General features: G+C 53.1%; 11 protein-coding genes and 1 pseudogene. 8 read left to right on the top strand and 4 right to left on the bottom strand.

Features of this window, described 5'->3' with window-relative positions; translation table 11 throughout:
- The first annotated feature begins 52 nt into the window (after positions 1 to 52).
- From hutG to FS819_RS28325, 3 genes and pseudogenes are all read left to right on the top strand, one after another.
- Positions 53 to 865: an N-formylglutamate deformylase gene (gene hutG / locus FS819_RS28335; protein WP_060718520.1), complete on the top strand. Its 813-nt coding sequence runs from the start codon at positions 53 to 55 to the stop codon at positions 863 to 865.
- Positions 866 to 872: 7 nt separating this feature from the next.
- Positions 873 to 2,559: pseudogene (gene hutU, locus FS819_RS28330) on the top strand (urocanate hydratase).
- Positions 2,560 to 2,616: 57 nt separating this feature from the next.
- Positions 2,617 to 3,360: a HutD/Ves family protein gene (locus FS819_RS28325; protein WP_060718519.1), complete on the top strand. Its 744-nt coding sequence runs from the start codon at positions 2,617 to 2,619 to the stop codon at positions 3,358 to 3,360.
- A gap of 106 nt (positions 3,361 to 3,466) precedes the next feature.
- Here the strand turns inward: FS819_RS28325 and FS819_RS28320 are convergent, their stop codons facing one another.
- The gene (locus FS819_RS28320; protein WP_498724795.1) at positions 3,467 to 3,988 is read right to left on the bottom strand and encodes a hypothetical protein; all 522 of its coding nucleotides are present in this window, start codon (positions 3,986 to 3,988) and stop codon (positions 3,467 to 3,469) included.
- A 145-nt stretch (positions 3,989 to 4,133) separates the two neighbouring features.
- On the opposite strand from FS819_RS28320, the gene FS819_RS28315 reads away from it, so the two are divergent.
- Positions 4,134 to 5,168, top strand: coding sequence for a cucumopine synthase-related protein (locus FS819_RS28315; protein WP_234889422.1), 1,035 nt, complete (start codon positions 4,134 to 4,136; stop codon positions 5,166 to 5,168).
- Between the two features lie 572 nt (positions 5,169 to 5,740).
- Here the strand turns inward: FS819_RS28315 and FS819_RS28310 are convergent.
- Positions 5,741 to 6,235, bottom strand: coding sequence for a RolB family protein (locus FS819_RS28310; RefSeq protein ID WP_234614366.1), 495 nt, complete (start codon positions 6,233 to 6,235; stop codon positions 5,741 to 5,743).
- 221 nt (positions 6,236 to 6,456) lie between these two features.
- On the opposite strand from FS819_RS28310, the gene tnpA reads away from it, so the two are divergent.
- The 4 genes from tnpA (at position 6,457) to FS819_RS28290 (ending at position 10,495) form a co-directional block, all read left to right on the top strand.
- A complete protein-coding gene (tnpA, locus tag FS819_RS28305; protein WP_060718545.1) occupies positions 6,457 to 6,909 on the top strand; it encodes an IS66-like element accessory protein TnpA in 453 nt (150 codons plus the stop codon).
- Entirely contained in the window at positions 6,906 to 7,259 is a 354-nt protein-coding gene (gene tnpB, locus FS819_RS28300; protein WP_010975401.1) for an IS66 family insertion sequence element accessory protein TnpB, read from the top strand. Before tnpA ends, tnpB begins: the two co-directional genes overlap by 4 nt.
- A 62-nt stretch (positions 7,260 to 7,321) precedes the next feature.
- Complete coding sequence (gene tnpC, locus FS819_RS28295) at positions 7,322 to 9,010, top strand: IS66 family transposase (protein WP_060718544.1); 1,689 nt, start codon at positions 7,322 to 7,324, stop codon at positions 9,008 to 9,010.
- Between the two features lie 393 nt (positions 9,011 to 9,403).
- A complete protein-coding gene (locus FS819_RS28290) occupies positions 9,404 to 10,495 on the top strand; it encodes an NAD/NADP octopine/nopaline dehydrogenase family protein (protein ID WP_060718542.1) in 1,092 nt (363 codons plus the stop codon).
- 163 nt (positions 10,496 to 10,658) lie between these two features.
- Here FS819_RS28290 and FS819_RS28285 read toward each other — a convergent pair whose 3' ends face one another.
- Both FS819_RS28285 and FS819_RS28280 read right to left on the bottom strand, forming a co-directional pair.
- Positions 10,659 to 11,384, bottom strand: a complete 726-nt coding sequence (locus FS819_RS28285; protein WP_060718541.1) for an isopentenyl transferase family protein — start codon at positions 11,382 to 11,384, stop codon at positions 10,659 to 10,661.
- A gap of 621 nt (positions 11,385 to 12,005) precedes the next feature.
- Positions 12,006 to 12,761: a RolB family protein gene (locus FS819_RS28280; protein WP_147274085.1), complete on the bottom strand. Its 756-nt coding sequence runs from the start codon at positions 12,759 to 12,761 to the stop codon at positions 12,006 to 12,008.
- Between the last annotated feature and the right edge of the window lie 628 nt (positions 12,762 to 13,389).

Raw genomic sequence — 13,389 nt, 5'->3', positions numbered from 1 at the left:
GTGCGTCGCGATCAGCACCCCACGAGTCGTCTTTTGCAATAGAGAGCAATCGATGAGCGTTTTTGAAGTCCAACAAGGTACTTCCCCCATCATTCTTGGTATGCCGCATACCGGAACTGATGTTCCAGGTGATATATGGCACAAACTGAACGACAATGGTCGACGGCTTGCTGACACCGATTGGCATATACATAATCTGTACGATGGCTTGCTGGAAAACGCTACTGTCGTTCGAGCAACCTTCCATCGCTACGTCATCGACGCCAATCGCGATCCGGCTGGGACGTCCTTATACCCAGGCCAGAATACGACCGGACTCGTTCCGACGACAGATTTCGACGGCAATCCTATCTGGACTATCGGCGCCGAGCCTAGCGCCGAGGATGTGGCCGCACGTGTCGCCAGCTTCCACGAACCTTATCACGCCGCTCTGCTGGCGGAGATAAAACGGATCAAGGCGATCCATGGTATCGCCATCATCTATGACTGCCACTCAATCCGATCACATATCCCCTTTCTGTTCGAAGGCAGGCTTCCGGATTTCAACATCGGTACTGACGGAGGTGTGACCTGCGATCCGCGGATCGAAGAGGCCACAGTGGACGTCGTTGCGTCGGCCAAAGGCTTTAGTGGCAACCTCAACGGCCGCTTCAAGGGCGGGTGGACGACGCGCCACTATGGCAGGCCGGAGACGGGCGTGCATGCGATCCAGATGGAGCTTGCCCAGTCGACGCATCTCCAGACCGAAGCGGCGCCCTTCGCCTACGACCCGGCGAAGGCAGAACGCCTTCGTGTCCATCTGAATGAAATACTGACGCGCCTGGAGCGCGTTGCAGCTGATCTCAAGAACGAAGCGAGGAGCTAAAAACTAGATGACCAACCCACGCCATAACATCCGCGAAATCCGCGCGCCGCGCGGCCCGGAGCTCAACGCCAAGAGCTGGATGACCGAAGCGCCGCTCAGGATGCTGATGAACAATCTTGATCCGGATGTCGCGGAAAACCCAAACGAACTGGTCGTCTATGGCGGCATCGGCCGCGCCGCCCGCACCTGGGAGGATTTCGACCGTATCGCCGCGACGTTGAAGACGCTCACCGAGGAAGAGACGCTGCTGGTGCAGTCCGGCAAGCCGGTCGGCGTGTTCCGCACCCACAAGGATGCGCCGCGCGTGCTCATCGCCAATTCCAACCTCGTGCCGCATTGGGCGACCTGGGATCACTTCAACGAGCTGGATAAGAAGGGTCTCGCCATGTACGGCCAGATGACCGCCGGTTCGTGGATCTATATCGGCACGCAGGGCATTGTGCAGGGCACTTATGAAACCTTCGTAGAAGCTGGCCGTCAGCATTATAACGGCAGCCTCAAGGGCAAGTGGATCCTGACCGGCGGGCTCGGCGGCATGGGCGGCGCGCAGCCGCTGGCGGCCGTCATGGCCGGCGCCTGCTGCCTTGCCGTCGAAAGCGACGAGACCCGCATCGATTTCCGCCTGCGCACCCGCTATGTCGACGAGAAGGCGACGACGCTCGACGAAGCGCTCGCGATGATCGACCGCTGGACCAAGGCCGGAGAAGCGAAGTCGGTGGGCCTGCTCGGCAATGCCGCCGAAATCTTCCCGGAACTGGTCAAGCGCATGAAGGCCGGGCGGCCCACGCCCCGACATCGTCACCGACCAGACCTCCGCGCATGATCCGCTCAACGGCTATCTGCCGCTCGGCTGGACAGTCGCCGAAGCCAAGGCGAAGCGCGAGAGCGATCCGAAGGCTGTGGAAGCCGCAGCTCGCGCCTCGATGAAGGTGCATGTCGAAGCCATGGTCGCCTTCTGGGACGCCGGCGTGCCGACGCTCGACTATGGCAACAATATCCGCCAGGTTGCCAAGGACGAGGGCCTGGAAAATGCCTTCGCCTTCCCCGGCTTCGTGCCGGCCTATATCCTACCGCTGTTCTGCCGCGGCATCGGCCCCTTCCGCTGGGCGGCACTGTCGGGCGATCCGGAGGATATCTACAAGACCGACGCCAAGGTGAAGGAACTCACCCCCGGCAACACCCATCTGCACAACTGGCTGGACATGGCGCGCGAGCGCATCGCCTTCCAGGGCCTGCCGGCGCGCATTTGCTGGGTCGGCCTTGGCGACCGCGAACGTCTCGGCCTTGCCTTCAACGAAATGGTCAAGAACGGCGAGCTGAAGGCTCCCGTCGTCATCGGCCGCGACCACCTCGATTCCGGCTCCGTCGCCTCGCCGAACCGCGAGACGGAAGCGATGAAGGACGGATCGGACGCCGTTTCCGACTGGCCGCTCTTGAACGCGCTGCTCAACACCGCGTCCGGCGCCACCTGGGTGTCGCTGCATCACGGCGGCGGTGTCGGCATGGGCTTCTCGCAGCACTCCGGCATGGTTATTTGCGCCGACGGCACCGACGACGCGGCACGCCGCATCGAGCGCGTGCTGTGGAACGACCCGGCGACAGGCGTTATGCGCCACGCCGATGCGGGCTACGACATCGCCATCGATTGCGCCAAGGAGAAGGGGTTGCGGTTGCCTGGGATTCTTGGAAATTGAAGGCCGCCAGCGGGGAGGTCGCCAACCCCGGCCCTCCGCGAAGCCAGGAGATGCAGCATGCAAATTGTCCGAAAGAGCGACTTTTGTTCCATGCCATGGAAGAATGGCGGCGGTGAGACGCTGGAGGTTGCCGTCCATCCTTCAGAAGCCTCAGTAAACGATTTCGATTGGCGTGTCAGCATCGCTAAAGTGGCGTCTGATGGCCCCTTCTCTATTTTTCCGGAGATCGAGCGGACACTCAGCGTGCTTGATGGTGACGGTATCGAGTTTGCATCCAAAACGGGATCAACTAGAACACTACAACGCGGCAGTGAACCGTTTTCTTTTCCTGCGGATCAACCAATTGATGCTCGCCTTTTGAATGGGCCGATCACTGACCTGAATGTAATGAGCAGAAGAGGGCGCTTTACGCACCGAGTGCAACGCCGCGTCATCGACAATACTGTTTCGATCCCGGCATGCGTAGGCGCCACTTTGATCATTGGCAACTCATCGTGGGTTGTCCTTCAACCAAAGGCCGAAATGCAACCTTTCGATCTCGTCATATTGACAGGCAGCGAAATTAAAGTGCGGCCGCATAATCGGTTCGCGGTTATTTTCGTTGTCGACTTCATCCCTGTTACGAATGACTCACGACGGGGTCCCGGTAGGGGCGATGGCGCAACCATCGTCGTCCCTACCGGGATCACTCACGGCGCTCTCACGAAAAGAGCTCCACAAAGCCGATCAATGATGAAACAGGCGTCCCCTCATGCGCCATCAGGCAATGGGTTGAAGATAACGCAGCATGATAACACGTAAAAAAGCGGGCAAATCGGTCGGGCTCTCCAAGCGGATCGCTTGTCTTCTAAACATCCGGAAAGCGGGCCTCTCACTGCCAACTACGGGCCGGTCGGCATCAAGGCGGTCATCGCAGCTTGCCTTGCCGCGAAGACAACGGAAAGCTGCTCTTCAATGTGGCATAAGGCAAGCAATTCCCGACCATCGTCCGCTCTGGAACGAACAGGGCAGCATGGGGAGCGATCTCCTCGCCCGGCTTTCCTGGATACAGGAGCCTGAAGCGTCTTATTCTGAGCGATAACGCAACAACAATTCGGATTTGAAGATCGGATGACTTCGTTTCTACGACCCTGAAGAATATCGCGCACTCCACCTCCGTGATCAAATAGCTCACGTCTAATCGTAATTTACCAACGCCATCGTCCATCTTATTTGAACTTTTGAACTTTTGAACTTTTGAACTTTTGAACTTTTGAACTTTTGAACTTTTGAACTTTTGAACTTTTGAACTTTTGAACTTTTGAACTTTTGAACTTTTGAACTTTTGAACTTTTGAACTTTTGAACTTTTGAACTTTTGAAGTTGACTCTATAATATATCCTGTCAACGCCGTACTTGTGGATTTTTCGTGGACTAATAACTGAGTCATTTCCTTTCACCGCTATATTTGACGAATATAGAAACTTTCCATCTCCTCAAATAAATAATTTTTTCACGCCGGTCCCATCCAACGTCCACACCACATCGATCTCTACTAAAGGAGCAACCTCCGCTTTTCCTTGAGCTCGCAATTATTGAACGAAGCAACAAGTCCCCAATCACCTCTTCCCAAATTGAAATTTGGCCGGCTCCATTTTTCCGTCAACTTTATGGCCAATGTACCATATGCGAATCTCTCTGCGGTTTTAACCGCCATAAAGGGGAAAACGACGGCTATCGAGAGCACCGAGCCGAAGGAACTTCACGATATCCGCACCGGGACCTTCGCGGTCGGCACAAACAACCAGTACTTCACCAACCTGGACTTCGTGAACGGCATGCTTCGCGACCAGTCGATGTACACATGGTACCCCCTCCTGCTCACGTTCCAGGACGAGCGCTTCACCCTCGAGCAGTGCTGCGCACTGGTTCATCGCTTTGATTACGCATACAGCAACTACCTGCGTTATAGCGGCCTACAGGAAATGGGCGCGTTCGCCGAAGCGATCACGAAGCACCTGCCGACAGCTTCCAGCCGCGGGGAAGCGGTTGAGGCGGTCAAGGCGTTCCTCGGATATCTCAACCGACTGGCTGCCTGGTCCTTCCACTATTTCCCCTGGAGCATCGGCAAGCATCTCACCTACGAGACCCCCGAAGGTTCTATCGCGGCACTGGCCGATCTCTCGCGGCGCGTGAAGATCAACGAAGGCCAGAAGGTACGCCTCACATGGCAGCCACTCGGCATAAGCGTCATTGCCTATCTTGCTACCAAGGAAAACCCGGAACTCTGCAATGACCTCATCGAGGCTTTGCCGTTCACCGTCGTTCAGGACCACGCTGTTGTCAGCGGTGAATCCATGTACGCCTGGGCTCCCGTGGTCAGCACTTCGCCGGTTCATGTGAAGGAACGTCAGTGTGACGCTCCGGTCGGCCGTATCCGCTATTCGCAGGGCACCGGCAACAAGGTCATCGTGCAATACGGCGAAGTAACCGAAGACATCGCAACGCCGGTGCTCGGTGAGATCCTGCCGCAATACGCCGAAGACCTCGCCAAAGTTGGCCAGGCCGTCCTAGAAAGCACCTTCGAGACAAAAGCCGTTATCACCTTCACAGCAGAAATTCTCGAATAGAAGCGGAACCCAGCCCTGATAAAATTGCAATACTGTATTCTAATATCCGGATACTATGATTTTCCGTCCACCTTTACATTTTCTGTATTTTTGCTTTATTTAATAAAACGACGCCCGTGATTATTGTCGAATAATTTCGTCCTTCGATGCATACAGACATCGCCCATAACTTTTAGTTGCGTGGTTGTTAATGGTTACCTTGCAATAAATTTCAGTCTTCAGTAATAAGAAAAATCGCAATTTGACACCTATTAGAATAATGATTTCGACGGCTATCGATGGGCATTTAAACAGGCCATGATATCAAGTGTTAAATTACTAAAATATTTTGGATATTTTGCGGTTTCTTTCGTCGGGGGGAAATTCCATATTTTGTGACAAACACCTCGCAAATCAGGCAACGCAATAATAAAATGACAATCCATTGGAACTTAGGGCATAGAAGTACTTTTTATCTATTTTTTACAAAAAAGCGTTGATAGGACTATTAATACATCACGACATCCAGATTAATTTGAAACAAACACCGTTTTCATTACAGAATTATTAAAGTAGAAAATTCGAACTAGCCATCAGTCATCTGGATCCGGAGGATCAAGAGCAGCCTCAGGAAGAAAAGATGAGCGACCCACAGCAATTAGATCGTAGGGTAGCAGCTCACCAGCGTGCTGAACGTTCCTTTTCCACACCGCCTTGGTAACGCCAGGTCCGTCCTGGATGGCCCCGACCTCCTCAAACTCGTTGCTGGCCTGTATCATCAAAAAGTATGAGCAAGACAGTTCATTTGCAGCGTAGTTAATCACACCGTCGCCGCAGAAAGCCTGCAACTGTTCTCTCACTTGCCGGTAGGTATAACTCTCAGAGTGCGGCTCCAGTGCTGTAGCAAGCACTCCATCGCCCGCGTTTGGAACAAGAACGTTCTTCTCTCGGCATTTTTTGTAATTCTCTTCATCTAGGTAAACATAGAGAAAATCTCCTTTAGGATCTACGATTTCGCCAGACGGAGCACGCAGGGCGGCTTGGAACTGCCGCCGATAAGCTTTTCCTATCTTACGAAGATCACCCACTAGTTTATTATCTTCGCCATGAGTAAAGCCTGGAACAAACCAACCCCTTCGAGCCATTTGCATTTGGCGATACGGGAGCCAATCGGCACAAGTAAACCTATAACAAACCAATCGAAAATTTGCCGCAACTTTGTAAGCGCGGTCTCCGCCCCATTGGATTGGGTGTATTTTGAGGCTTGCTGCGTATGCGAGAAGGTTTCCAGTTTTATCTGGAGATTTGCATGGCAGATGATGGATTTGTTGGTCGCTACGAAGTTGTCGAGCCGCGCCGCGGTAACCGGCGTTGGCCGGATGATGTGAAGGCGCGGATCGTGGCGGAAAGCTTTGAGCCTGGTGTTCGTGTTGTGGATGTCGCGCGCCGTCACGGCGTTATAGCAAACCAGCTTTCCGATTGGCGACGTCAAGTGCGTGACGGCATTCTGGTGCTGCCGTTTGCGGCGGCAACGACGCCGTCGGAGCACGATGGTGTCGAGCCGTCATTTGTTCCTCTGGCAATCGCTGCGGAGCCGCCTGAGCCTGTCAATCGTTTGCCGCTGCCGAAGCTGGCCTCCGACGGGCCGAGTGTGCAGGTTTTGACGTTGGAGATTGGCTCAGACGTTGTGATGCGGGTTCCTAATAATGTGCCCGTTGAACGGGTCGCCGCTCTGGTTCACGCTGTGCGAGGAGCGTCATGATCGTCGCGGGCCAACGACTGCCGATCCTGATCGCAACCCGTCCGGTTGACTTCCGCTGTGGGCATCAGGCGCTGGCTTTGATGGTGCAGACCGAGTTGAAGCTGGACCCGCATTCCGGGGTGACGGTGATCTTCCGGTCGAAGCGCGGGGATCGTCTGAAGATCCTGGTGTGGGATGGCACAGGAATGGTGCTAACTTACAAAATTCTTGAACATGGAAGCTTTGCCTGGCCCAAGGTTCAGGATGGGACGATGCGTCTTTCCAGGGGTCAATATGAGGCTTTGTTCGAAGGTCTTGACTGGCGGCGGGTGATGGCGCAACGGGTGACCGCGCCGTCGGCGGCAGGATGATTGTTCGGCCGTCTTTCTATTGTTTTATTTGGATTTTTTGAGCTGCTTTGCTATAAAGCGGCATGTCGCAACCTATTGATCTCAGCCTGTTTCCGGACCTTCCGCCAGAGGTAGTCAAAGCCTTTGCGGCGATGCAGTTCGAACTGTCGGTCGAGCGTGCGGCACGCCAGCATGAGCAGGCGGTCGTTGCCGAAAAGGACGCGTTCATCACTGAGCTGAAGGAACTGATCGAGAAGCTTGAGGGGCAGGTTCACGACTACAGGCGCACGAAGTTCGGGCCAAAATCGGAAAAGCTCGATCCGGCGCAGATGGAACTGGCACTGGAAGACCTTGAAACGGCGATTGCCGAAACACAGGCGCGGATCGCCGCCGTCGAGAAGAAGATCGAAGCCAGCGCAGATGATCCCGAAAAGGCTGGCAATTCTGGAGAGGTTGGCGATCCGGACAAGGCCGTTTCTCGCAAGGAGCGCAAGGCCCGTGCACTGCCCGAACACCTGCCGCGGGTCGAGCGCGTGATCGAGCCCGATAGCATCGTTTGTCCCTGCGGTTGCGGCAACATGGTCCGGATCGGCGAGGACCGGACGGAACGGCTCGACCGGATCCCGGCGCGCTACGAGGTGATCGTCACGATCCGCCCGAAATACGCATGCCCCAAGGGTCGAACCGGCGTCGTCCAGGCCAGAGCGCCGGCGCATCTTCTGGAAGGGAGCTGGCCGACGGAGGCCCTTCTGGCGGAGATTGCCGTCTCCAAGCATTCCGAACACATGCCCCTCAACCGTCAGGCCGAGGTCATGGCGCGACACGGCGTGCCAATCGACCGCACGGTGCTGGCCGATTGGATGGGGCGCACGGGTAGCGAAATCGCACCGGTGGTCGACCACATGGCCAAACGGCTGCTGTGGGAAAGCACGCGCCTCTATGTCGACGAAACGACCGCCCCGGTGCTGGATCCTGGGCGAGGCAAGACAAAGACCGGCTATCTCTGGGCCGTGCTGCGTGACGACCGCGGCTGGAATGGTTCTGCTCCGTCAGGTGTGGTGTTCCATTATCGGCCCGGGCGTAAAGGAGAATATGCCGCTGAGATCCTTGACGGGTTCAACGGCACAATCCAAGTGGATGCCTACGGCGGTTACTCTCATCTCGCTACGTCCGATCGTATCGGCGGCGCTCCGCTGAAGTTGGCTTTCTGTTGGGCACACGGGCGCAGAAAGCTGATCAAGGCCACGCCAAAGAGCGGATCGCCCATCGTCGACGAGGCGTTGGTGCGGATCGCCGCGCTCTACAAGATCGAAGACAGTATCCGAGGCTCAGACCCCGAACATCGCCGGGCAGTTCGACAGGACCTGTCCCTCCCGCTGGTGGAGGAGTTCTTCACCTGGCTGGCAGCCCAGGCCGCGCGCGTCTCACGCAAATCTGACCTCGGAAAAGCCCTGGCCTATATGCTGACGCGACAGGACGGATTCCGGCTGTTCCTGGACGATGGCCATGTCGATATCGACTCCAACCTGGTGGAAAACGCGATCCGCCGCCCGGCCATGAACCGCCGCAATGCGCTCTTTGCGGGGCACGATGAAGGGGGCCGCAATTGGGCTCGGTTTGCCAGTCTTATCGGCACTTGCAAAATGAACGGCGTTGAACCTTACGCCTATCTTTGCGACCTCTTCACCCGCCTCGCAAACGGCCACCTCGTGAAAGACATCGATGCCCTGATGCCTTGGGCCTATGCCACCCGCATCAAGGCCTCACAATGAGCTCGTCAGATACTCATCGGTGAGCTCACATCCGGCCCCCAGGCAAAACTATCAAGCCGCTGCAACTGAAAAATCAATGGGGCGTGGACGCCGCATACGCAACTTTTGACTTCTGCCCATAAAGTTTGCGATCATATCTCCCGCTGATTGCGCGGCGCTAAACATGCTCTTGAGCGCACGATAGACATGGTTCGGGACCTTTAGCAGCGTGGCAAGTCACGCAAACAGATCACGCGCACTGACCCTAAAGTCCGCATAATTCGGCCCATGATTGCGGTGCGCACTAGCTCATTATGATGGGCACCTCGGCCTTTCTCCAAACGCCACCGATCTCTTTGACAGCTCCTCGCGTCGCCCAATCTTCGACCCCACACGCTCTGAATTTCCACCAAAATGATCACGGTTACGATCTTAGGGCTAGAAGATGTGGCCTTAGCGCTAGCTGGTGATATTTTGGTTCGTCTTGGACGTGTCGTTGAGGTGAGAGTCTGGGTGCCGACAGGACAACGTGAGGTCTTAGATTCTATTGCTAAGCATAATCGCCTTTACCTAGTTGGTCCAAATATTAGAAGAGGCGAGTTCTTTCCCCACTTTGAAACGGTGTTGGGTGAAGCAGTTCACGACGCAAATTTCATTATCGTCACAGGTCCAGCTTCCAGACACTCAACGGTGCTCAAGATCCTTACTCCGCATGATCTGAGCAACTCAACTCTCGTTGCCCTGCCTGGCTGCGCGTTTGCTCTCGAAGCCCAGCGTTTCTTTACCCCCGAGCGAAGAGCTAAAGTCATAGTGGAGACCAACACGAAGCCATATGTGTGCAACCGGAAGGAGAATGTTGTCACTATTGAAATTCTGAAGTCCCGGATTGCCATAGCTGCATCTGGGAAAATTGACGCAAACGTTAAGGGTACGGTCGAGTTACTTTTTCCTCAGAGCGTCGAATGGTACCAGGACCTTGCCTCGATCTTCTTTTCCAATACTAATCCCGTTAGCCGTCCTGTTGGTCTAATCAAGGCGAGAGCGTACCTTGTCAGCGGAGGGTGCCCACCACCACTGTTCTACAAAACGCTAGTTGCGAGTGCGATAGATTGGGTTCTTGCCATCGATTACGAACGGCTCGTCATTGTTGAAGCACTTGGACTAGAGTCTGACACACATCTCGGTTTCTTTGAGAAGTGGTTTGAACTGAAAGCAGCCGACCTAACGACGGTTTTTCAAAATTATGAGGGGTGCACCAAGATTCACACCCCCAATCCGATCGATCTGCGCTATCTTGAGGACGATGTGAAATACAACATGGTTCTTTGGGTGGAGATCGCCTCGGCCTGCGGCATCAAAGTTCCCGTGATGGAAGCGATCCTTGTCCATGCGAGCGCAGCGTTTTGCTACGAATTTCGCAAGAATGGCAGGACCTTGAGCTCGCTCGGGCTTACCAATGCTAGCAAGGATGTCATCCTAGCACGATTAAACGGCGTTGTAGCCTAAATCAAATTAGGTTTTATGTATGAATGTATTTGCAAAGAAAGAAATAAAACCTGAAATCCGCTTATAGCAGATAAAATATCCATTCTACGATATATTACAACGTATATTGCACACGCCCATCCTTATTCATATTTCACATCCGGGTAAACGGCACGTATGTGGCTTAAGGCCACCGCAGCTGAAATGGATGTCCTTCATAAACTCCTCCAACTTGAGCGGGTATTGGAAGTTCCCGTTCCTGCAAGCGGGCATGGATAAGATATTCCCGAGCTATCCCATCCACCAATTTTTCCATCTGATCGGGCCCAAGATGAACCAGCTCATCCACTGCAAGATTGTTGAGCTTCGAGAAATGTATAGCATATCGATAGCCGTCAATCTTTTCCAGCTCAGACCTCACTGCTCGGTGCGTCCACAGGTATGCCAACTCCTGCAAAAGCGACTCACCCTCTTGCGGCCGCAACATATTTCGAACTCTTGTCTTGGCCGCAGTCAGGAATGCCTCCTCATCTCGAAGTTCGTGGCGAGTGATATGCCACCGAAAATGGTTATCCCAGTAGCGACTTCGAGCCATGCACTTCATTAACGAGATCGATCCGCCTTCAAGGATCAGCCCTCCTTGTGGCTCGTGTAAATAGACTTCCCCTATAAGATTGTCATGTGCACGTTTGGCGGTGATGATGCCTTCGGTTAACGGGAGTTCCGTCAGATAGATGCGCTTGGTTTCCCGAAGTTCGGCAACCGTTGGCCGACCGCTCCCGGTCGAAAGCTGAGGGCAGCACTGTACACGGTCCAACGCCACGACCGGGACGCCAGTCTGCTTACTGAGGGTTATCGCTGCTGCAGTTTTTCCCGTGCATGTTGGTCCGAAAATCAGGTACATGTCCATGATGCTTCTGATGGCGGTAGCACTTGATGAACCATTAGGTGGAGATTTATAAAAAATCCGTGGCACCAAAGGCAGTCCTTTTCCGGGACATAGCTAAAGTCGCCCACTGCCGGATAATTTGACATCACCCAGCACGCGTCTCAATTGTCTTTAGGGGCCACCGCAGGGCGAGATGCTTTCATTGACAGCTGATGAGCATCATTTCCACTCATATGACACACCGCACTCAATGCTTTTGATGCTTCAATTGGTCGTAGGGCTTATCATTTTGCAAAACTTTATCCACAACTTTTCGTAAAATATCTCGCAATTTATTTTCAAACGCCATTATGTTATTGACATCGTCAGTAACATAATTGATATTCTTCACCATTATAAAATTACAACAGCACACTATATCATAATAATAATTATAATACATGAAACTGATACTCTCCTTTCCTAAAGAGGAGACACATTACATAACTTATTATCGGAAATACATATATTGCAACACACCATCACACATAAAACTTCGATACAAATTTAAATGTTGCCACAGTAATGGAACAACTTCAAATCGGACCTTCTAGCTTCACTCCCGAAACACCGGTTTGATTTTTCAGGTAGCCGTAACCACCTTCAAGCGGCGCTATAACCGAGGCAACCGAGGACGTTCTTCACGATCCCTCTCGAGGAAACCGATTCCTCTAAGTCACCAGGGAAATACGCCCTGCCGAAAGACACAACTTCGCAACAAAACCTGGCCGTGGAAGACAAAGAGAAAAAGATATGCGCCTGTTCCTTGAGAACATCCAAGCGAAAGCGGATTGACCGCCAAAGTGACGTCGTTGGCAGGAATGCAATAAAGGCTTCCAGAGCATCCTCTCCGACGAATGACGCACTGCGCATTATCTTGTGGCACGAACGCATTTCTCCTCTTGTAATGGACTTCGAGTAGGGCGGGGTTGTGCAGACTACTGCTACACGTCCCGGACTTCCGTCATAGAAGCGTTTATGTGCATAGCCTTCCATCTTCGTGAGAGGGCCATACAGGTACATCAGAGGTGCATCGAAGATCGCGTTGAGCGGGCTCAGCGTCGGGCCATGAAGGCAAGGAGTGGTGGCAAATTCTGTCAGAATGTCCCCAATGACATCATAGGGAAAATCTTTATGGCCTATGAGGGTGCTGACCCATGAAGATTGGGCGCTGCCGACCACTTGTACGAACTCCAAGTACGCACCTCGCGCGTCGCTCAACACTAGCTCGGCCTTGTTCGGGTCTATTAAGTGCTGCAGATCGAACACATTGAATATGGGACGCACATAGCCCATGCCTTCTTGCATAAATTTGGCGAAGCAGCGAAAACCGCTCTCAGGGTGTGTAAAATGCAGCACCGCGCCCTTTATTTATGGACTGAATTTGCGCTTTGAAGTATCCGAGGCACTTCACATGCATGAAGGCACTGTGCACGATGTGGCTGTAAGAGACTGTGTCACGTGAATGAAGATTTCACCATTTTTCCCGACACTATAACAAATGCATAGTCCCCTATATTATGAGTGCTTTAGATTATGACATAAAGCACTTTAGAAAAAGGCGTGAACAAGAAATCTGTAAAGGGTCAAAAAAAGTAGCGAGCGAATGATTCTAATTTAGTGTGTATTATTAGACTTTTTGTCAATAATGCTCGAAAGCGTTAAATCGACTCATCTTTTCAAATAATGGAGGCCTCTTTTTGGGGCGGCATGGGTTTTGATGGATCTCTATTGCGAAACACCAATAATCGCCACAATTCAATACATTTTTTAATTGTGTAAAAGAACACTAAAGCATTACCCAATTCTTACTAATCGTGCTTCCGAATGCGCAACTTGTTTTTCAACCGATGGCAAAATGGAGGTCGCAATCTTGAAAAAATCAACAAAAGTTAGGCACACATCCCCCTACTCGCCGCGAATGTGGAATTTCTCTTTCAATTAGTGCTGGGTATTATTGGAACCACGTTGGTTACTGTCGTCCGGT

The organism is Allorhizobium sp. Av2 (assembly GCF_021462805.2).
Taxonomy (GTDB): domain Bacteria; phylum Pseudomonadota; class Alphaproteobacteria; order Rhizobiales; family Rhizobiaceae; genus Allorhizobium; species Allorhizobium vitis_G.
Note: the sequence above shows the minus strand (reverse complement) of the source record. Positions and strands in the feature narration are given on the sequence as shown.